At 68.7% G+C, this 20,272-nt stretch carries 17 protein-coding genes; 12 read left to right on the top strand and 5 right to left on the bottom strand.

Annotated elements, in window-relative coordinates:
* Nucleotides 1–139: 139 nt before the first annotated feature.
* Nucleotides 140–1,273 carry a PQQ-dependent sugar dehydrogenase gene (locus ACT7B3_RS15790; protein WP_445158587.1) on the bottom strand — a complete coding sequence of 378 codons (1,134 nt, stop codon included), beginning with the start codon at nt 1,271–1,273 and terminating at the stop codon, nt 140–142.
* A 123-nt stretch (nt 1,274–1,396) separates the two neighbouring features.
* Here ACT7B3_RS15790 and ACT7B3_RS15785 point away from each other — a divergent pair, with 123 nt between their 5' ends.
* Together ACT7B3_RS15785 and ACT7B3_RS15780 are read left to right on the top strand one after the other, a co-directional pair.
* On the top strand, nt 1,397–2,779 hold the full coding sequence (locus tag ACT7B3_RS15785) for an MFS transporter (protein WP_445158586.1): 1,383 nt from the start codon (nt 1,397–1,399) through the stop codon (nt 2,777–2,779).
* Nucleotides 2,776–3,525 (top strand): TSUP family transporter, encoded by a 750-nt coding sequence (locus tag ACT7B3_RS15780; protein WP_445158585.1) that lies wholly within the window; start codon nt 2,776–2,778, stop codon nt 3,523–3,525. Before ACT7B3_RS15785 ends, ACT7B3_RS15780 begins: the two co-directional genes overlap by 4 nt.
* 8 nt (nt 3,526–3,533) lie before the next feature.
* On the opposite strand, the gene ACT7B3_RS15775 is transcribed toward ACT7B3_RS15780, so the two are convergent.
* Nucleotides 3,534–4,763 (bottom strand): E22 family MetX-like putative esterase, encoded by a 1,230-nt coding sequence (locus ACT7B3_RS15775; RefSeq protein WP_445158584.1) that lies wholly within the window; start codon nt 4,761–4,763, stop codon nt 3,534–3,536.
* A gap of 152 nt (nt 4,764–4,915) precedes the next feature.
* Between ACT7B3_RS15775 and ACT7B3_RS15770 the strand changes: the two genes are divergently transcribed.
* The 6 genes from ACT7B3_RS15770 (at nt 4,916) to ACT7B3_RS15745 (ending at nt 11,887) form a co-directional block, all read left to right on the top strand.
* A complete protein-coding gene (locus ACT7B3_RS15770; RefSeq protein WP_445158583.1) occupies nt 4,916–5,440 on the top strand; it encodes a retropepsin-like aspartic protease family protein in 525 nt (174 codons plus the stop codon).
* Between the two features lie 74 nt (nt 5,441–5,514).
* Nucleotides 5,515–6,504 carry a YihY/virulence factor BrkB family protein gene (locus tag ACT7B3_RS15765; RefSeq protein WP_445158582.1) on the top strand — a complete coding sequence of 330 codons (990 nt, stop codon included), beginning with the start codon at nt 5,515–5,517 and terminating at the stop codon, nt 6,502–6,504.
* Entirely contained in the window at nt 6,501–7,538 is a 1,038-nt protein-coding gene (locus ACT7B3_RS15760) for an NAD(P)H-dependent flavin oxidoreductase (protein WP_445158581.1), read from the top strand. The genes ACT7B3_RS15765 and ACT7B3_RS15760 overlap by 4 nt, the downstream gene beginning before the upstream one ends.
* Before the next feature lie 40 nt (nt 7,539–7,578).
* Entirely contained in the window at nt 7,579–9,300 is a 1,722-nt protein-coding gene (locus tag ACT7B3_RS15755; protein WP_445158580.1) for a VRR-NUC domain-containing protein, read from the top strand.
* The gene (locus ACT7B3_RS15750; RefSeq protein WP_445158889.1) at nt 9,297–11,600 is read left to right on the top strand and encodes an ATP-dependent DNA helicase; all 2,304 of its coding nucleotides are present in this window, start codon (nt 9,297–9,299) and stop codon (nt 11,598–11,600) included. The genes ACT7B3_RS15755 and ACT7B3_RS15750 overlap by 4 nt, the downstream gene beginning before the upstream one ends.
* Before the next feature lie 107 nt (nt 11,601–11,707).
* Complete coding sequence (locus tag ACT7B3_RS15745) at nt 11,708–11,887, top strand: PLDc N-terminal domain-containing protein (protein ID WP_444679247.1); 180 nt, start codon at nt 11,708–11,710, stop codon at nt 11,885–11,887.
* Between the two features lie 140 nt (nt 11,888–12,027).
* Here the strand turns inward: ACT7B3_RS15745 and ACT7B3_RS15740 are convergent, their stop codons facing one another.
* Together ACT7B3_RS15740 and ACT7B3_RS15735 are read right to left on the bottom strand one after the other, a co-directional pair.
* Nucleotides 12,028–12,576 (bottom strand): GspH/FimT family pseudopilin, encoded by a 549-nt coding sequence (locus ACT7B3_RS15740; RefSeq protein ID WP_445158579.1) that lies wholly within the window; start codon nt 12,574–12,576, stop codon nt 12,028–12,030.
* A gap of 114 nt (nt 12,577–12,690) precedes the next feature.
* Nucleotides 12,691–12,954, bottom strand: coding sequence for a PP0621 family protein (locus ACT7B3_RS15735; RefSeq protein WP_444679249.1), 264 nt, complete (start codon nt 12,952–12,954; stop codon nt 12,691–12,693).
* Between the two features lie 98 nt (nt 12,955–13,052).
* On the opposite strand from ACT7B3_RS15735, the gene ACT7B3_RS15730 reads away from it, so the two are divergent.
* Nucleotides 13,053–14,684: an NAD+ synthase gene (locus tag ACT7B3_RS15730; protein ID WP_445158578.1), complete on the top strand. Its 1,632-nt coding sequence runs from the start codon at nt 13,053–13,055 to the stop codon at nt 14,682–14,684.
* A gap of 65 nt (nt 14,685–14,749) precedes the next feature.
* Here ACT7B3_RS15730 and ACT7B3_RS15725 read toward each other — a convergent pair whose 3' ends face one another.
* On the bottom strand, nt 14,750–15,571 hold the full coding sequence (locus tag ACT7B3_RS15725; RefSeq protein WP_445158577.1) for an outer membrane protein assembly factor BamD: 822 nt from the start codon (nt 15,569–15,571) through the stop codon (nt 14,750–14,752).
* Nucleotides 15,572–15,687: 116 nt separating this feature from the next.
* On the opposite strand from ACT7B3_RS15725, the gene rluD reads away from it, so the two are divergent.
* From rluD to clpB, 3 genes are all read left to right on the top strand, one after another.
* Nucleotides 15,688–16,647, top strand: coding sequence for a 23S rRNA pseudouridine(1911/1915/1917) synthase RluD (gene rluD, locus ACT7B3_RS15720; RefSeq protein WP_445158576.1), 960 nt, complete (start codon nt 15,688–15,690; stop codon nt 16,645–16,647).
* Nucleotides 16,644–17,399, top strand: a complete 756-nt coding sequence (gene pgeF / locus ACT7B3_RS15715; protein ID WP_445158575.1) for a peptidoglycan editing factor PgeF — start codon at nt 16,644–16,646, stop codon at nt 17,397–17,399. Before rluD ends, pgeF begins: the two co-directional genes overlap by 4 nt.
* A gap of 136 nt (nt 17,400–17,535) precedes the next feature.
* The gene (gene clpB, locus ACT7B3_RS15710) at nt 17,536–20,118 is read left to right on the top strand and encodes an ATP-dependent chaperone ClpB (protein ID WP_445158574.1); all 2,583 of its coding nucleotides are present in this window, start codon (nt 17,536–17,538) and stop codon (nt 20,116–20,118) included.
* Nucleotides 20,119–20,272 lie beyond the last annotated feature (154 nt).

Raw genomic sequence — 20,272 nt, 5'->3', positions numbered from 1 at the left:
TGTCGGCGCTCCTTGCCGAATGTATCAGCGCATGGCCTCAAGCAACGATAATGCAACGGCCCGCAGGAGAAGGGAAGATGATGTCCCTGCCCCCGGGGGATGAGGCGCTATCGGGCTTTGTGGGCACGGTGCCTGGCGCTCATGGCGCGGGTTCCAGGCGGAAGACGCGGCCGCTGTCGCCGCCGATCAGCACGTAGAGCAGGCCGTCGGGTCCCTGGCGTACGTCGCGTACCGGCCCGAGGGAGGCGTCGAGCAGTGCTTCCGCCTCGGCCACCTCGCCGGCCGCGATCTCGAGGCGATAGAGCTGCCCGCTCTCCATGCCGCCCACCAGCAGGTGCCCTTCCCAGGCCGGATAGTGCCGCCCGTCGACCACCGCCAGCCCTGAGGGCGAGCCCTCCTCGGCGAAGCGATAGGTGGGCGCGATCGCCTCGTCGTCAGCGAACAGCTCGCCGCTGGCCAGGTCGTCGAGGAAGTCGGCGCCGGCGGCTTCGGCATCGTCGCTGCCCTCCGGCCAGCCGTGATTCTCGCCCGCGCGAAGCCGCAGCAGCTCGGCGGGACCGCTGTCGCGCGCCTCTACCGCCCAGACGTCGCCGCGCGCGTCGACGGCCAGTCCCTGCACCTGGCGGTGCCCCCAGGAGTAGAGTTCGGGCAGGTAGCCGGCCTGCTCCAGCAGCGGGTTGTCCTCGGGGGCCAGGCCCTGCGGGCCCAGGCGCAGCACGGCTCCGGCGTGGTCCTGGGTGTCCTGGGCCCGCGCCGGTTCGCCGCGGTCGCCGATGGACATCAACAGGGTGTCGTCGCCCAGCCAGGCCAGGCGGGCGCCGTCGTGCGGGCCGGGTTCGGAGCGCCGGTTCTGTTCGAACAGCGACTCCACCTCCACCAGCCGGTCGCCGGCCAGGCGCCCGCGGCCCAGCGCCGTGGCGGTGGACGCCGCGTCGCCGCTGGAATAGGTGAAGTAGAGCCAGCCGGTGTCGGCGTAGTCGGGCGATGCCACGATATCGAACAGCCCGCCCTGGCCCGCCGTCTGGATCTCGGGCAGCCCTTCGACCGCCTGGCGCTCGCCGTTGTAGAACGTCTGCAGCCGGCCCGTGCGCTCGCCGACCACCAGCAGCTCCCCGGGCAGCACGGCCAGGCTCGAAGGGTCGTCGAGACCCTCGGCCATGGGCACCAGGCGCAGGTCCAGGTGCTCGGTGCGCACGGCCGTTTCCTCGGCCTGGGCCGCCGTGGCGACGAGGGCCAGCGCCAGCAGCGTGGCGCCCTTCAAGGCACGTATCATCGGTGTCCCTCCTGTCGGACTGTTCTCCCAGTGTAGTGAACGAGGCTCGAACGTCATGGCGAAACGAATACCTGCTAGGCTAGGCGCCTTCGGGCAGGGCCCTTGGCTCAAGGAGAACGGCAAATGGGCGTGATTCCTGTGGTGGGCAGCAAGCCCCGGCAACGCGCGTCAAACAAGGAAATCTTCGGCTGGGCGATGTTCGACTTCGCCAACCAGGCTTATACGCTGCTGATCATCACGGTAGTGTTCGGCGAGCTGTTCACCACCGCCGTGGTCGGTGACCGCGGTGACGACTTCCGACTGGCCAACCTGCTGTGGAGCCTGGCGCTGGCGCTGAGCTACCTGCTGGTGGTGCTGACCGGCCCGCTGTGCGGGGCGGTGATGGACTACCAGGCGTCGAAGAAGCGCTTCCTGTTCGCCAGCTACCTGGCGACCGTGTTCACCACGGCGATGCTCTACTTCGTGGCGCCGGGCTATGTGGTGCTGGGGCTGCTGTTGATCGTGGTGTCCAACTACGCCTACTCCATGGGCGAGTCGTTCATCGCCGCCTTCCTGCCCGACCTGGGTCCGCCCGAGGACCTGGGCAAAATCTCCGGCTTCGGCTGGGCGCTGGGCTACGTGGGTGGGCTGTTTGCCGCCGGCTTCACCCTGGTGGCGCTGGGCGAGGCCACGCTGGAGAACTACGAGCGCATTCGCTGGGTGGGTCCCTTCGCCGCGGCGTTCTTCCTGGTCACCGCCATTCCCACCTTCCTGTGGGTGCGCGAGCGCGGCACGCCCCAGCCGCCGGGCAAGCCCTATCACCGCATCGCCTGGGAGCGGGTATCGACCACGCTGCACGAGCTGCGCCACTTCCGTGACCTGGGTATCTTCCTGGTGTCGCTGCTGTTCTCCATGGCCGGGGTCTACATCATCATCGCCTTCGCCTTCATCTACGGCGCCCAGGTCATCGGCTGGGACGAGCCGATTCGCAACCTGATGTTCATCATCGTGCAGATCACGGCGGCGGCGGGGGCGCTGGGCTTCGGCTTCATCCAGGACCGTATCGGCACCAAGGTCACCTACCAGCTGACGCTGCTGCTGTGGGTGGCGGCGGTGCTGGCGATCTGGGCGACGCCGGAGGTGACGGCCTGGCTCAACGCGGCCTTCGGCCTGGCCTGGGAGCCGCAGCACCTGTTCCTGTTCGTCGGCTGCTTGGCGGGGCTTTCGCTGGGGTCCAGCCAGTCGGCCAGCCGCGCCTTGGTGGGGCTGTTCTCGCCCACCCGCAAGGCGGCCGAGTTCTTCGGCTTCTGGGGCCTGGCCAACAAGCTGGCCGGGGTGCTCGGCATCGTCGGCCTGGGCCTGCTGCAGGCGGTAGTGGGGCTGCAGGCCTCGATCCTGCTGTGTGCGGCGCTGTTCCTGGTGGCCATGACGATCTGCCTGGCGGTGAACCAAGCCCGCGGCCAGCGGGCGGCAGCCGAGTGGGAGGCGCGCAACGGCCAGGCCGTGCCGCCGGAGGGGGCAGCATGATGCTCGACCCCTGGCTGGTACTGTTGGTGGCGGCAACCTTTCTGCTGGCCGGCACCGTCAAGGGTGTGGTCGGCATGGGCATGCCGACGGTCTCGCTGGCCCTGCTGGCGGCCACGGTGGGGCTGCCGGCGGGCATGGCCCTGCTGCTGGCGCCGACCATCGTCACCAACGTCTGGCAGGCGCTGGTGGGCGGGTACCTGCGCCGGATCGTGCAGCGTCTATGGCCGTTTCTGCTCGCCTCTGTGGTTACCGTGTGGCTCGGCGTGAACGTGCTGGCGCGGGTCGAGGTGCGCTGGCTCACCGGCCTGCTGGGTGCGCTGATCGTCTTCTACGCGCTGGCGGGGTTGCTGGAGCTTGGCCTGGCCAAGTGGGTCAGCCGCGGCCGTCATGCGGCCCCGGTGAACGGGGCGCTGACCGGCCTGCTCACCGGTATGACCGGGTCGTCGGTGTTTCCCGGCGTCGCCTACCTGCAGTCGCTCGGGCTGCCGCGCGACATGCTGATCCAGGCCATGGGGGTGCTGTTCGTCGTTACCACCCTGGCGCTGGGGCTGGCCATGGGCGAGCAGCGCCTGCTCAGCCTGGAGCTGGCGGCGCTGTCGCTGGGGGCGGTGGTGCCGGCCCTGCTCGGTATGCAGCTTGGCCAGCGGCTGCGCCGACGGCTCTCCGAGGCGACCTTCCGGCGCGTTTTCCTCAGCGGCCTGCTGGCCATGGGGCTCTACCTGCTGGGCCGCGCCCTGCTCGGCTAGGCCGGCCGTTACTCGGCGAGGAAGGCGCGGATCCTCTCGCCGGCCTGCTCGATGCCCATTACCCCGTCGAGATGCCCCCGGCCACCTTCCAGCGTGACCCGCTCGACGCGGGCGCCGCCGGCCTCGATCAGCTCGGCCGTGCGGCGCACTCCCTCCGGGGTGAAGACGAGGTCGTTCTCGCTGTAGATCACCAGCGTGGGGGCGTCGATGCGGGCCAGCCCCTCTTCGAGGCTCTCGCCGTGGCCGGTGATGAAGGCCTGGTTGGCCTTGACCAGGTAGAGCAGGTGGTTGGCATCGGCCTGCTCGGCGCGGGCCATGGCCAGGTCATCCAGGGTCTGTTCGATGGCGTAGCGTGCGTCGAGCTCGCGGGTGGGGTCGGCGCTCGCGTCGGCCGGGCTGCGATCGAAGGTGGCGTTGGCCCATTGCCAGTGGTTGGCATTGAGTGTCACCAGCTTGAGCGCTTCACGCAGGCCGTCGAGCGGCGGTTCGCCGTCGTAGTAGTCGCCCTGGTTCCAGCGGGAATCCAGGCGGATCGGCGCGGCCCAGGTGTTAAGCACCGCCAGCAGCCAGGGGTCGGCCATGCCGCTGCCGATCACTGGGATCAGCCGTTCGACCCGCTCGGGGTAGGCGCTGGCCCATTCATAGGCCTGCAGCGCGCCCATGGAGGGGCCCATTACCGCATGCAGCCGCTCGATGCCGCGGCTTTCCAGCAGGGCCTTCTGCACCTCGACGAAGTCGCGGATGGTGATGAGCGGGAAGGCGGTGCCCCAGGGCTTGCCGGTCTCCGGGTGGGGGGTGGCGGGTCCGGTGGTGATCACGTTGGGGTCATGGGCGTTGAGGTTGACCAGCGTGTCCGAGGCGATGATGTAGTAGCGGTCGGTGTCGAGCGGCTTGCCCGGGCCGATGATGGCATCCCAGTAGCCGGGGGCGGGGTCGTCCTCGGCATAGCGCCCGGCGGCATGGCTGGTGCCGGAGAAGAAGTGGGTGATCAGGATGGCGTTGTCCTTTGCCTCGTTGAGCGTGCCGTAGGCTTCCCAGCCGATGCGCAGCGGGGCGATGGTGTCGCCGCCGACGGTGGTGTAGCTGTCCATCTCGAACACCTGCTTTTCGACCAGGCCGTCCCAGCCCCAGGCCGGCAGGGCGACGAGCAGGGCGCCGGAGAGCGCCCCGGCGAGGCTCGTGCGGCGCAGGGAATGGTGGCGGGAATCGGCAGTCAAACCTGCATGACACTCTTGCATGGGGCTATCCTTGTGTATGCCTTGTTCTTGTGGGGCCCGGAGGGCTGCCGCCTTCCATGGAGGCAGGACGAAAGGACGGCGCTTCCCATTACAGTCAGCCCGCCGGCGGGCGTCAATGCGCGGGGGCGCGCCAACAGCCAGGGGAGGCCGCTATGAAACGACAGACAGGCGCCGTGCGCGGCGCCGCACTGAGCATGATGCTGCTGTTCTGGCTGCTGTTCATCGCGGGAGGCAGCTGGTGGCTCCACGGCTTTCTCGAACAGCAGCGCAACCCCAACGCCCACTTGGTCAATGCCACCAGCGGCCAGGAGGGGCCGATCGTGCTGGAGCGCAACCGTTCGGGCCACTTCATGGCGACCGGGCGCATCAACGGCGAGCCGGTGGAGTTCCTGCTCGATACCGGCGCCACCTACGTGGCCGTACCGGCGGAATTCGCCGAGCGGCTCGGTCTGGAGCGGGCCGGCTCGGCCTGGTTCAACACCGCCAACGGGCGGGTGCGCGGCGACCTCACCCTGCTTGATGAAGTGAGCCTGGGCGGCTTTACTGCAGCCCAGGTGCGCGGCTCCATCAGTCCTGGCCTCGAGGGCGATGTCGCCCTGCTGGGCATGAGCTTCCTGAATCGCTTCGATATCGAGATTCGCGGCACCCAGATGCGGCTGCAGCCGGCCGGCGAGTGATTGCCCCTGGGCGGCGGCCCGCCTCCTGGCGCACCTGGTCCGCGCCGGGCATCCAGCAACCACCCGAGGCGTAGATGGCGAAACAAGCCCGAGGGCGCAAGGCCGAGAGGCCCCACGAGATTCCCCGGCCGGGATGGCTGGACGTGGTGTGGCGAGTGAAGCAGCAGCTGAGCGACGACCGGGTCAACATGCTGGCCGCGGGCATCGCCTTCTATGCGCTGCTCTCGCTGTTTCCCGCCCTGGCGGCTGCCATCTCCCTGTGGGCGCTGGTGCTCGACCCCGGTGACATCGCTCGGCAGATTGGCGAGATCAGCCGCTTCATGCCGCCGGGGGGCGCCCGGCTGATCCGCGAGCAGGCCAGCGAGGTCAGCGCCAATACCGATACCGGACTGAGCCTCACCGCCCTGTTCTCGCTGGCGGTGGCGCTGTTCGTGGCCTCCAAGGGGGTGCGGGGCCTGCTGGTGGGCCTCAACGTCGTCTACGGCGAAGAGGAGCGGCGCGGCTGGCTGTTGCGCCTGCTGGTGGTGGCGACCCTGACCGTGGGGCTGATCGTCATGATCCTGGTCGGCACCGGCTTCGTGGCCTTCTTTCCGCTGCTCACCGGGATGCTCGGGCTGGAGGGCCCCGCCGTCAGGGTGATCAACTGGCTACGCTGGCCGGGGCTGCTGCTGATGATGATGTTCGTCATCGCGGTGCTCTACCGCTACGGCCCCTACCGCACCTCGCCGCGCTGGGAGTGGGTCAGCGTAGGCACCGTGGTGGCCACGCTGCTGTGGCTGCTCGGCTCGGGGGGGCTCTCCTTCTACGTCGGTTACATGGCCAACATCGATGAGCTCTACGGCTCGCTGGCCGCCGTGGTGATCCTGCTGCTGTGGTTCTGGCTTTCTGCCTTCGTCGTATTGTTGGGCGCAGAGATCAATGCCGAAATGGAGCGCCAGACCCGCCATGACACCACCGTAGGTGCGCCCAAGCCGATGGGCCATCGCGGCGCCTATGCTGCCGACACCCTGGGCGAAAAGCGCCCTTGGCGTCAGGACGACACCGACAAGGGAGATTCATCATGACGCTGCTTCACCGCCTGGGCATCGATTACCCCGTGTTCCAGGCGCCCATGGCCGGCGTGCAGGGTGCCGCGCTGGCAGCGGCCGTGTCGCAGGCCGGCGGGCTTGGCGCCCTGCCTTGTGCCATGCTGTCCCCCGACGCCATGGTCGAGGAGATCGCCCGCATCCGGGCCTGCACGACACGGCCGCTCAACGTCAACTTCTTCTGCCACACCCCGCCGTGGGTCGAGCCGGCGGCGCTGGCGCGCTGGCAGGATGCCCTCGCCCCCTACTACGCGGAGCTTGGTCTCACGCCCGATACCTCGCCCGGGGTCGGGCGGCGGCCCTTCGATGCGGCGGCCTGCGAGGCGCTGGCGCCGTTTCGCCCCGAGGTGGTGAGCTTCCATTTCGGTCTGCCGAGCCGCGAGCTGGTGGAACGGGTCAAGGCGTGGGGCGCGCTGGTGGTGTCCTCGGCCACCACGGTCGAGGAGGCGCGCTGGCTCGAGGCCAACGGTGCCGATGCGATCATCGCCCAAGGACTGGAGGCGGGCGGTCACCGCGGCATGTTCCTGACCGACGACCTCACCACCCAGCTCGGCACCTTCGCGCTGCTGCCCCAGGTGGCGGCGGCGGTGAAGGTGCCAGTCATCGCCGCCGGGGGTATCGCCGACGCCCGTGGCGTGCAGGCGGCGCTGGCGCTGGGCGCCCAGGCGGTGCAGGTCGGCACGGCCTTCCTGTGCTGCCCCGAGGCCACCACCGCCAGGCTGCATCGCCAGGCGCTGCAAAGCCAGGCGGCCGCGCATACCGCACTGACCAACCTCTACAGCGGCCGTCCGGCGCGTGGCATCGTCACCCGGCTGATGCGCGAGCTAGGCCCGCTCAGCGCGGCGGCGCCGCCGTTCCCCCTGGCCGCCGCCGCCATCGCCCCGCTGCGCAGTGCCGCCGAGGCGGCGGGCAGCACGGACTTCTCGCCCCTGTGGGCCGGGCAGAACGCCTCGGGCTGTCGCGAGGAGCCGGCGGCTAGCGTGCTGCGCGCCCTCGTCGCCGGGCTGGACTGAACCTGCTGCCCGGCAGGCGAGGGGCTGTTATCATGGATGCATGAACAGTATCCCGCCTGCCGCGGCGCCGACCGCAGCGCTCGACGACCCCTACTATTACTTGGTGAACTTCCGCTTCGTGCTGCGCTGGGTGGAAGCGCGCCATGCTGCGCTGCTGATTGACGCCGAGCGCGACTTCCTTGGCACCTTCGCGCGCCTGCCCCAGCCGGCCCAGGCCCTGCTGGTGCGCATGGTGATGCGCAAAGGCGAGCTGTTTCGCACCGCCCGGCTCGGCTATGCCGAGATCGGCGACCCGGCCGCGGCGTTGGCGCCGCTGGTCGAAGCCGGCCTGGTCGAGGACGACCCCGCGCTTTCCCTGGCCGACCTGTTCCGCCTGCTGCGCCTGGCCGAGCTGCGTCGACTGCTGGCGGAAGAGATGGCTACCTTGGGGCTTGCAGCCTCCGCCAGCAAGGGGGTGCTGCAGGCCGCGCTTGCGTCCCAGTTGGCACAGGTGCGGCGGCTGTCCGAGTGGCGGTCGCAGGCGCCGGGGCTGCTCGAAGGTGAGCAGCTGGTCCGGCTGCGGATCCAAGCGCACTGCGACCGGCTGCGGCTGATGTTCTTCGGCAACCTGCGCCAGGACTGGGCGGAGTTCGTGCTCACTGAGCTTGGCCGGCAGCGCTTCGAACCGGTCACCTTCGGCCCCGAGTCGCGGGCCTTCCATCACCGCTGCGAGGTCGATGGGTACCTGGCCCTGCATCGCCTGCGCGAGCGCCTGGAGGCGGGAGAGGTCGCGGCCACGCTGGCCTCTGAAGTGCCGGCGGTGCCTACCGACAGCTCCTGGCTGCAGTCACGTCGCGCCCGGCTATGCCTGCATTTGGCACGACAGGCCGAGCGTGACGGCGAGGAGGTGTTGGCGCTGACGCTCTACCAGCAGGCCGGCGACGGCCCGAGCGGGCTGGCCGAGGCGCGCATACGCCGGCTGCGGCTGATGGAGCGACGCGGCGACTTTGCAGCGGCATTTGCGCTGGCCGCGTCTGCCGAGTCGCCGGGCGAACAGGAAGCCCAGGCCCTCGGTCGGCTGCTGCCCCGGCTGAGGCGGCGGCTGGGCCTGGCGGCGCAGCCGCCCGAGCCGGAACCCGAGACCCCGCGCTGGCGGCTCGAACTGCCCCGGGCGGCGTGCGTCGAGCGGGCCGTCTGCGAGCACCTGGGCCGACCCGAGGCTCCGGTGGTCTACGTGGAAAATCTGCTGCTCAACGGCCTGTTCGGGCTGCTCTGCTGGCCGGCCCTGTTCGCGCCGCTGCCCGGCGCCTTTTTTCACCCCTTCCATGCCGGGCCGGCGGATCTCTATCGCGACGACTTCGTGTCTCGCCGGCGTGCGCTGTTCGAGACCTGCCTGGCGCATCTGGACGACGGCAGCCACGCCCAGGCCATCCTCGCCACCTGGCGTGACAAGCAGGGGATCGCCTCGCCGTTCGTGCACTGGGAGGGGCTTAGCGCCGAGCTGCTCGAACGTGCCCTGGCGGCCATCCCCGCGGCCCACCTGCGCGCCTGCTTCGAGCGCTTCCTGGGTGACCTGCGCGTCAACCGCGCGGGGCTGCCCGACCTGATCCAGTTCCTGCCGCCGGGCGAGGAGGGGGCGCTGCGCTACCGCTTCATCGAGGTGAAGGGCCCCGGCGATCGGCTGCAGGACAACCAGCGCCGCTGGCTGGCCCACTTCCATGCCCACGGCATTCCGGTGGCGGTGTGCCACGTGGTCTGGTCTGCAGCCTTGCCCGCGCCGTGACTTCCCTACCTGCTGCGCCGCGCTATCGTCTTGCCGTGCGCACCCTGTGCGACTTCACGGCGCGCGAGGGCGACCTCGACCACCGTTTCACCCCGGCGCCCACGGCGCGGGAGGGCATCGCTGGGCATGCCCGGGTGGCGGCACGCCGGGGTGAGTCCTACCAGCGCGAGCTGCCGCTCTGCGGCACCTGGGAGGGGCTTGCGCTGAGCGGGCGTGCCGACGGCTACGACCCCGTGGCCAATCGGCTGGAGGAGATCAAGACCTACCGCGGCGACCTGTCGCGCATGGCCGCCAACCAGCGGGCGCTGCACTGGGCGCAGGTGCGGGTCTACGGCGCCCTGCTATGCGCCGAGCGCGGGCTTGCCACGGTCACCCTGGCGCTGGTCTACCTGGATATTGCCAGCGAGCAGGAAACGGTGCTCACCGAGCAGGCTACGGCGGAAGAGCTGGCCGGCTACCTGGCCGGCCTGTGCCGGCGCTTCCTGGCCTGGGCCGAGCAGGAGGTGCGCCACCAGGCAGGCCGTGACGACGCCTTGGAGCGGCTGGCCTTCCCCCACGCGGCGTTTCGTTCGGGTCAGCGCGAGCTGGCCGAGAGCGCCTACAAGGCGGCCGCCACGGGGCGCTGTCTGCTGGCGCAGGCCCCGACCGGCATCGGCAAGACGCTGGCCACCCTGTTCCCTTTGCTCAAGGCGATGCCGCGCCACAAGATCGATCGCGTCGCTTTCCTGACCATGAAGACGCCGGGGCGCCGCCTGGCCCTGGCGGCCCTGCAGCAGCTGGGTGCGCAAGACCCGGCCGAGCGGCTGCCGCTGCGGGTGCTGGAGCTGGTGGCGCGGACCAAGGCCTGCGAGCATCCCGGCCGCGCCTGCCATGGCGAGGCCTGCCCGCTGGCCCGTGGCTTCTACGACAAGCTGCCCGCCGCGCGCCAGGCCGCGGTGGCACACGGCTGGCTCGACCGTGAGGCGCTGCGCGAGGTGGCGCTCGCCCATGGCGTCTGTCCCTATTACCTGGGCCAGGAGCTGGCGCGCTGGTGCGATGTGGTGGTCGGCGACGTCAACCACTACTTCGATGCCTCGGCCCTGCTGCATGGCCTGGCCCAGGCCAACGGCTGGCGCCTGGCGCTGCTGGTGGACGAGGCGCACAACCTGGTGGAGCGTGCGCGCGGCATGTACAGCGCCGAGCTGTTGCAGCGCCACTTCAGCCGCCTGCAGCGCCATTCGCCCCCGGCGGTGGCAAGCCCGCTGAAGCGGCTGATTCGCCAGTGGCAGGCGCTGCTGCGGGCCGAGCCGGGGCAGGGGCAGGGGGGGAGCGATGCCTTCGAGGCTGACTATTGCCTGCTGCCGGGCCTGCCGGAAAAGTTGATCGCTGCGCTGCAGCGGCTGGTCGCGGCCATCACCGACCACCTGGCGGCGCACCCGGCAGACGCCGACCCGGCCCTGCAGGAGTGCCTGTTCGAGGCGCTGGCCTTTCTGCGGCTGGCGGAAACCTTCGGCGAGCATTCGCTGGTGGACCTAGCCCGCCGGGGGCGCGGCGACAGCCGGCTCGGCCTGCGCAACCTGGTGCCGGCAGATTTCCTGGCCGCGCGTTTCGCCGCGGCTCGCTGCGTGGTGCTGTTCTCGGCGACCTTGGCGCCGCCGGCCTACCACCGCGACCTGCTGGGGCTGCCGCCCGATACCGCCTGGCAGTCGGTGGCGTCGCCGTTCCAGCCCGAACAGCTCGAGGTGCGCCTGGTTACCGACCTCTCGACGCGGCTGGCCGACCGCAGCGCTTCGCACGGACGCATCGTCGCCGAACTGGCCGGGCAGTACGCCGCACGTCCCGGCCTCTATCTCGCCTTCTTCAGCAGCTTCGCCTATCTCGACAGCGTGCTGGAGCGCTTTCGCGAGGCACACCCCGCCATTCCCGCCTGGGCGCAGCAGCGCGGCATGCAGGAAGCTGAGCGCGACGCCTTCCTGGCGCGCTTCCGGCTCGGCGAGCAGGGCATCGGCTTCGCCGTGCTGGGCGGCGCCTTCGGCGAGGGCATCGACCTGCCCGGCGAGCGGCTCATCGGCGCCTTCATCGCCACCCTCGGGCTGCCGCCCTTCAGCCCCTTTCAGGAGGCGCTGAGGGCCCGGCTCGATGCCCGCTTCGGCCGCGGTTACGACTACGCCTACCGTATTCCCGGCCTGGTCAAGGTCATCCAGGCGGCTGGCCGGGTCATTCGCGGGCCCGAGGATCATGGTACGCTGCTGCTGCTCGACGATCGATTCGCCCGCCGCGAAAACCGGGCGCTGATGCCCGACTGGTGGCGGCTGCCCTGAAGCAGTACTTACTCCACGTCAACATTTCGCTACAGTTTCGGTTTGTTACCCGCCGGGCTCGCATGCTAGTCCTATAAGGACACACCGTTTGGACAAGGAGACGTCTGATGGGAATTGAAGTAGGCGGCCTGCTGGGCCTTATCTGGCTGATCATTCTGGTCTGGGCCATCGTCAAGGTGGCCAAGAGCGGAGCGGGGCCGATTGCCAAGCTGCTATGGATCCTGGTGCTGCTGCTGTTCCCGCTGCTGGGGTTGATCATCTGGCTGCTGATGGGGCCGAAGGGTTAGCCGGCCGGGGTAGGGTTGGCCCGGGGTTCGCCCCGGCCGCTCTGGCCTCTACGCCCTGCCCCCTTCACTCTTGGCGTCTTCCACGACCTGCCGCTTGCAACCCGCTGTCGCTTTCCAGAACTTGCCCTTGGCAAGAAGCGTTAGGGGCAACGGGGTGGGTCACCCACTCGCACGCGACCGAAGTTGCTCAACACCAGCTGGCTACCCTGACCGTGGCGGCCACAGAGACGAAAGGTGCCATTGTAGCCCGTGGGCCTGCCCAGTGGGCCATAGCGCACGCGCTTGCTGTTGCGGCTGTAGCTGATGCTGACGCCGCGGCCGGCGTCGACCACGCGCAGCAGCGCGTCCGCCTGGTAGGCCTCGCCGACAAGCGGGCCGAGCACGATGGCCAGCGGTGCGCTCCAGTCGTTGCTGCTGCAATGGGTGAGATCGGGGCTGGGGCAGACGAAGACCTCGGTGCGCCGGGTGATGGCCGTGTTGCGCGCCAGCGCCAGAGCGACCCGGATCCGGTGGGCTTCGGCCACCACTTCCTGGCGAGCCGTCAGCGACTGGTAGCCGGGGGCGGCCCAGCCGAGCAGCACGCTGGCGATGACCAGTACCACCAGCAGTTCGACCAGCGTCAGCCCAGCCTGGCGGTGGGCAGCACGACGGCATGCGCTGCGCAGGGCGGCGAGGGGGATTCGACGCATCACGGCCTCCTTGAGTGAGGGGCTCGGGAAAGCTTCACTCTAGCCGAGATGCGGCGGCGCTCTATCAGCCATTGCTGATAGGGGCGTGCGTCAACCGCCCCTTGTGCTGCCCGCTTATTCCGAGGGCTTCTGCTCTTCCAGGAAGCGGTCGCGGTGGGCGCTGCTGCAGAACCACTCGCCCTGTTCGCGCAGGGCGTCGGCTTCAGGCACGTGCACCTTGCACCAAGTGCAGCGCACCATCTGGCCGCCCTCCTGGTGGCTGCCATCTTCCAGCTGCCCCTCCTGGCCGAGCTTCCATTCGCGATACATGCGATAGAGCTTTAGGCCGGCGAAGAACAGCGCGGCGAAGATGATCAGGCGAATGATCAATAGGTTCATCCTTTTCTGGCTCCCTGGTGGGGGCTAGCGGCTTTGCCAGCCGGACGCCCTTGCGGGACAATGGCATGACTTCGAATTCTCAAGAGATTTCTACGCCCATGCAAGACTTGACGCTGGTGATGGCGCAGCTGGACCCGCTGGTCGGGGACATCCCCGGCAACGCCGATCGTGCCATCGAGGCCGTTCGCGAGGCACGCATCGAGCATGGTGCCGATATCGTGGTATTCCCCGAACTCTTCCTCAGCGGCTATCCGCCCGAGGATCTGCTGCTGCGCCCTTCCATGGAGACCCGCCTGCGCGAGGCGCGTTCCCGCATGGCGGCCAAAATGTCCCGCGATGTGCTGGTGATCATCGGCTATCCAGGACGCCGCGAGGGCCAGAACTACAACCTGGCCGGACTGCTCTACAACGGCGAGTGGATCGGCGAGTACGCCAAGCAGGTGCTGCCCAACTACCAGGTGTTCGACGAGCGCCGCTATTTCGCCACCGGCGAGCAGCCGCTCGTGCTGGAACACAAGGGTGCCAGGCTTGGCGTGCTGATCTGTGAGGATCTGTGGGAAGGCGGGCCGGTCAGGCGCGCACGGGATGCTGGCGCCGAGATCATCGTGACCCTGAACGCGTCGCCCTACCACCAGGACAAGCCGGCCGAGCGCCTGCGCCTGCTCGAGCAGCGTGCCGCCGAGGTGGCGCTGCCGCTGGTCTACGTCAACACCATCGGCGGCCAGGACGAGCTGGTGTTCGACGGCGGCTCGGCCTGCGTCGATGCGCAGGGCCAGGTGCGCGTGGTGGCACCCTACTGGCAGGCGGGGCTGATGCCGGTGCAGTTCGTGCAGGAGAATGACGAGTGGACGCCGGTCGAGGGCGAGATCGAACCCCTCGAGTCGCCCGAGGAGAGCCTCTACTGCGCGCTGGTCAGCGGCGTGCGCGACTACGTCAACAAGAGCGGCTTCGAAGGCGTGGTGCTCGGGCTTTCCGGCGGCATCGATTCGGCGCTGTCGCTGGCCATCGCCGTGGATGCGCTGGGGCCCCAGCGGGTGCATGCGGTGATGATGCCCTACCGCTATACCGCCGATATCTCCCAGGCCGACGCCGCCGAGCAGGCGCAACTGCTCGGCGTGCACTATGAGGTGCTGCCGATCGAGCCGATGGTAGATGCCTTCATGGCCACGCTGGCCGATACCTTCGCCGGCACCGAGCGCGACACCACCGAGGAGAACCTGCAGTCGCGCTGCCGCGGCGTGCTGCTGATGGCGATCTCCAACAAGAAGGGCCTGATGGTGCTGACCACCGGCAACAAGAGCGAGATGGCGGTGGGCTATGCCACGCTCTACGGCGACATGGTGGGCGGCTTCAATGCGCTCAAGGATGTCTACAAGACCTGGGTCTATCGCCTGGCCCGCTGGCGCAACGAGCAGGCGCCGGCCATTCCCGAGCGGGTGATCACCCGGCCGCCCTCGGCCGAGCTGGCGCCGGACCAGAAGGACAGCGACTCGCTGCCCGACTACGACACCCTCGACGCCATCCTGATGCGCTACATCGAGGGTGACATGAGCGCCGAGGCGATCATCGAGGCCGGCTTTGGCGGCGACGACGTGTACAAGGTGGTCAAGCTGGTCGATCGCAGCGAGTACAAGCGGCGCCAGGCGCCGGTCGGGGTGCGGGTGACGCCACGGGGCTTCGGCCGCGACCGGCGCTATCCCATCGTCAACGGCTGGCAGCCCGGCGACTGAGGTGATCCCATAAGAAGAAACCCGCGAGCAGGCTCGCGGGTTTCCGGTCTGGTGGCGGTGGCAAATCAGGCGGAGAGCGGCTGCGCCCTGACGTGCTGCGGCTGGAAGGTCCGGCCGCGCAGGCGGTCGTTACGCGGGTCGTTCTCGATCAGCACCTGCAGCACTTCGCGGGCGCGGTCGCGCATGTCGAGCCCCAGGTAGCCCTCGACCATCACCGCCAGCGCATCGCGGGTGGCTTCCGTCTGGGGGTAGTTCTCGATCACCCAGCGACCGCGCTCGACGGCGGCGAGGTAGGCGCCCTTGCGCAGGTAGAAGTCGGCCACGTGCAGCTCGTGGCGTGCCAGCAGGTTGCGCAGGTAGACGATACGCTGCTCGGCGTCGGGAGCGTACTCGCTCTGCGGATAGCGGCTGACCAGCTCGCGGAAGTCGGCGTAGGCATCGCGCGAGGCGCCCAGGTCGCGCTTGGAGATGTCGATCAGGCGCAGGCGTTCGAGGCTGAAGCGGCCTGCCTGCCATGAGGCCAACCCGCGCATGTAGAGCGCATAGTCGGCCTGGGGGTGAGTCGGGTGCAGGCGGATGAAGCGGCTGGCGGCGGCGCGAGTCGCCTCCCAGTCGCGAGTCTCGTAGTAAGCGTAGATCAGCTCGAGCTGCGCCTGTTCGGCGTGGCGGCCGAAGGGAAAGCGCGTGTCGATGGCTTCGAGCCGGTTGATGGCCGTGGTGAAGCGCCTTGCGTCGAGCGCCTCCCGGGCCTCTTCGTACAGCTCCTGCTCGGCCACGCCGGCAAATTCGTCCTCGTCATCCGTGGCGCCCCTGCCGGCACAGCCGGTGATCAGTGCAGCGGTGAGCAGCAAGGCGACAAGGCGTGTGGCGATGGGGGAAACGCGCATCGTGATCCTCGTATCTAACAACCCGGGTCGGCCATGGTAGAATCGACCGTAACCCGTCCACTATAAAGCACCCGGCGTCAAAACGCAGTCCTGCGGTGCCGACCAGCGATGACCCTATGCCCCAGACCGTCGAAGCTCAGCAGCGCATCCCTCTCACCCTTGCCGGCGCGCGCCTCGATCAGGCGGCGGCCGAGCTTTTCGCCGAGCACTCGCGCGAGCGGCTGAAGGGCTGGATCAAGGAGGGCGCGCTGACCGTAGATGGCCGTCCCGGCAAGCCCAAGGATAAGGTGGCGGGAGGCGAGTGGCTGTGCCTGGCCGCCACCATCGAGGAGGACACTCGCTTCGAGCCCGAGGCGATGCCGCTCGACATCGTGCATGAAGACGATGACGTGCTGGTTCTCGACAAGCCGGCCGGCCTGGTCGTTCACCCGGCCGCCGGCAATCCCGACGGCACCCTGCTCAACGCGCTGCTTTACCACTGCCCAAGCCTCGCCGGGGTGCCGCGGGCCGGCATCGTGCACCGACTGGACAAGGACACCACCGGGCTGATGGTGGTCGCCAAGACGCTGGCTGCCCAGACCGCGCTGGTCGAGCAGCTCCAGGCGCGCACCGTCTCGCGTGAGTACGATGCGGTGTGCCTGGGGGTGATGACCTCCGGTGGTACGGTGGACGCTCCCATCGGCCGCCATCCCAAGGACCGCAAGCGCCAGGCGGTGCATGCCGGTGGCAAACCGGCGGTGACCCACTACCGCGTAGTGGAGCGTTTCCGCGCCCATACCCACGTGCGATGTCGGCTCGAGACCGGGCGCACTCACCAAATCCGGGTCCATCTTGCCCATCGGCGCTTTCCGCTGGTGGGCGATCCCCTTTACGGCGGCCGGCTCAAGCTGCCTGCGGGGGCCGGCGAGGAGCTCAAGACGCTGCTGCGGGAGTTTCCCCGCCAGGCCCTGCATGCGCGCAGGCTGGCCTTCCTGCATCCCGGCAGCGGCGAGTCGGTCGAATTCCGGGCGCCACTGCCCGACGATCTGCTGCTGCTGATCGACTACCTGCGTGACGACCGCGAGGGCTTCGCATGAGTGACGTGCTGCATCTGCGCCCCACCCGGGTGGTGCCGGACTGGCCGGCCCCGGCCAGCGTCGGCGCCTTCGTCACCACCCGTGAGTCCGGGCCTAGCCAGGGCGACTATGCCTGCTTCAATCCGGCCGACCAGGTGGGTGACAACCCGGCCCACGTGTCGCTGTGCCGCCGACTGATTGCCGCCGAACTCAACGACGACCGGCCGCTGCTGTGGCTCAAACAGGTGCACGGCGCGCGGGTGCAGCCGCACTACAGCGATGGCGTACCCGAGGCCGATGCTTCGGTGGCCTTCGATCGCGGCCATGCCTGCGTGGTGCTCACCGCCGACTGCCTGCCGGTGTTCTTCTGCAACCGCGAAGGCACCCGCGTGGGGGTGGCTCATGCCGGCTGGCGCGGCCTGGCCGGCGGCGTGCTGGAGGCCACCGTGGCGGCGTTGGGCGTGCCGTCGGAAGAGCTGATGGCCTGGCTGGGGCCGGCGATCTCCAACGCCCAGTTCGAAGTCGGACCCGAGGTGCAGCAGGCCTTCGTCGGCGTGCATCCCGAGGCGGCGGCGGCGTTCGATCCCAGCCCCTATCGCCTGGGTCATTACATGGCCGACCTCTACAAGCTCGCCCGCCTGCGCCTCGAACGGCTCGGCGTCGCCCATATCAGCGGCGGCCATTTCTGTACCGCCTGCGAGCCGCGCTTCTACTCCTACCGCCGCGACAACGGCCATACCGGGCGCATGGCCAGCGTGATCTGGCTACGCTGATCCAGATCAAGGACGGTTCGCTTTCCCGTGCCGGCGACTTGAAAGCCGGCCACGCTGACTCCATTGAATCTGTCAACGATACGACAGGGCCAAGCGGCGCGTCCGACCGCGCCGTCACCCCGATGGAGGAAAGCGAATGCGTTTCGACAAGTTCACCACCACGCTGCAGAACGCCGTAGCCGATGCCCAGTCCCTGGCCGTGGGTCGCGGGCACAATCAGCTCGAACCGGGCCACCTGCTGCTGGCACTGCTGGAAGCCCGTGACACCGGCACCAAGGCGCTGGTGCAGAAGGCTGGCGGCGACGCCGCCCGGCTGCGCGACGCCCTGGTCGGGCATCTCGACGACCTGCCCAAGGTGGCCCAGTTCACCGGCGAGGTGCAGCCCTCGCGGGACTTCGTGAAGCTGTTCAACCTCACCGACCGCGAGGCGCAGCAGCGCGGCGACCAGTACATCGCCTGTGAGCTGGTGCTGCTGGCCGCGCTCGAGATGGGGCACGCCGTGACCCGGCTGTTGACCCAGGCCGGCGTAACGCGCAAGGCGCTGGAGCAGGCTATCGACAGCGTGCGCGGTGGCGAGCGGGTCGATGACCCCAACGCCGAGGAGAGCCGCGAGGCGCTGGAGAAATATACCCTCGACCTCACCGCACGGGCCGCCGAGGGCAAGCTCGACCCGGTGATCGGCCGCGACGACGAGATCCGTCGTACCATTCAGGTGCTGCAGCGGCGCACCAAGAACAACCCGGTGCTGATCGGCGAGCCCGGCGTGGGCAAGACCGCCATCGTCGAGGGCCTGGCCCAGCGCATCGTCAATGGTGAGGTGCCGGAAGGCCTCAAGGACAAGCGCGTGCTGTCGCTGGACATGGGCTCGCTGCTGGCGGGCGCCAAGTTTCGCGGCGAGTTCGAGGAGCGCCTGAAGTCGGTGCTCAAGGAGCTGGCCCAGGAGGAGGGCCGGGTGATTCTGTTCATCGACGAACTGCACACCATGGTCGGCGCCGGCAAGGCCGAGGGCGCCATGGACGCTGGCAACATGCTCAAGCCGGCGCTGGCCCGCGGCGAGCTGCACTGCGTGGGCGCTACCACCCTCGATGAGTACCGCAAGTACATCGAGAAGGACGCCGCGCTGGAGCGGCGCTTTCAGAAGGTACTGGTCGACGAGCCCAGCGAAGAGGATACCGTGGCGATCCTGCGCGGGCTCAAGGAGCGCTACGAGGTGCACCATAACGTCGACATCACCGACGGTGCCATCATCGCTGCCGCCAAGCTCTCGACCCGCTATATCACCGACCGCCAGCTGCCCGACAAGGCCATCGACCTGATCGACGAGGCGTCGTCGCGCATTCGCATGGAGCTCGACTCCAAGCCTGAGGTAATGGACCGCCTCGACCGCCGCCTGATCCAGCTCAAGATGGAGCGCGAACACCTCAAGAAGGAGACCGACGAAGCCTCAAAGAAGCGCCTCGAAAGCCTGCAGGAGCAGATCGATGAGCTCGAGCGCGAGTATGCCGACCTCGACGAGATATGGAAGGCCGAGAAGGCCAGCATCCAGGGGGCAGGGCAGTTCAAGGAGGAGCTCGAAAAAGCCAAGATCGAGCTGGAGCAGGCACGCCGTCAGGGCGATCTCGGCCGCATGTCGGAGCTGCAGTACGGCGTGATCCCCGAGCTGGAGAAGAAGATCGCCGAGTCCAGCGAAGCCGAGGCCGATACCTCCAAGCACAAGCTGCTGCGCTCCAACGTCACCGAGGAGGAGATTGCCGAGGTGGTGTCGCGCTGGACCGGGATTCCAGTTTCCAAGATGCTCGAGGGCGAGCGCGCCAAGCTGCTGCGCATGGAGGAGGCGCTGCACCAGCGCGTGATCGGCCAGGAGGAGGCGGTCACCGCGGTGGCCAACGCCGTGCGTCGCTCCCGTGCCGGGCTCGCCGATCCCAACCGGCCCAACGGTTCGTTCCTGTTCCTCGGCCCCACCGGAGTGGGCAAGACCGAGCTGTGCAAGGCGCTGGCGAGCTTCCTGTTCGATACCGAAGAGGCGATGGTGCGCATCGACATGTCGGAGTTCATGGAGAAGCACTCCGTGGCCCGGCTGATTGGCGCACCCCCCGGCTACGTGGGCTACGAGGAGGGCGGTTACCTGACCGAGGCGGTGCGGCGCAAGCCCTACTCGGTGCTGCTGCTCGACGAGGTGGAGAAGGCCCATCCCGATGTCTTCAATATCCTGCTGCAGGTGCTGGAGGACGGACGTCTCACCGACGGCCAGGGGCGTACGGTGGACTTCCGCAACACCGTGATCGTGATGACCTCCAACATGGGCTCGGACATCATCCAGCGCTTGGGCGGCGACGACGGGCAGTACGAGGCGATGAAGCAGGCCGTGATGGATGTCGTCGGCATGCACTTCCGCCCCGAGCTGATCAACCGCATCGACGAGGTGGTGGTGTTCCACGCCCTGCGCCAGTCGCAGATCGAGGCCATCGCCGGTATCCAGCTCGACCGCCTGCGCGGCCGCCTGGCCGAGCACGGTATGCAGCTCCAAGTCAGCCCCGCGGCCATGGCCCAACTGGCCCAGGTGGGTTTCGATCCGGTGTTCGGCGCACGGCCTCTCAAGCGTGCCATCCAGAGCCGCATCGAGAACCCGCTGGCGCAGGATCTGCTGGCCGGACGCTTTGTGCCCGGCGATGTCATACACGTCGAGGTGGAAGAGGACAACCTGGCGTTTCGTACCTGATACAAGACCCAACGCCTTAGATCAGTGCAACAGGGGCGTAGGGTCTACACTGCTTGATAGGTTGCGTCCTGTAACCCCCCTTGCCCGCTCCGCCTCAACCGGAGCGGGTTTTTTTGTGATCACCTATCGCCCAAGGTCGGGTTCATTAGCGGTT

The sequence above is a fragment of the Halomonas sp. E14 genome (genome assembly GCF_052568415.1).
This window is presented reverse-complemented; position numbering and strand designations above follow the sequence as displayed.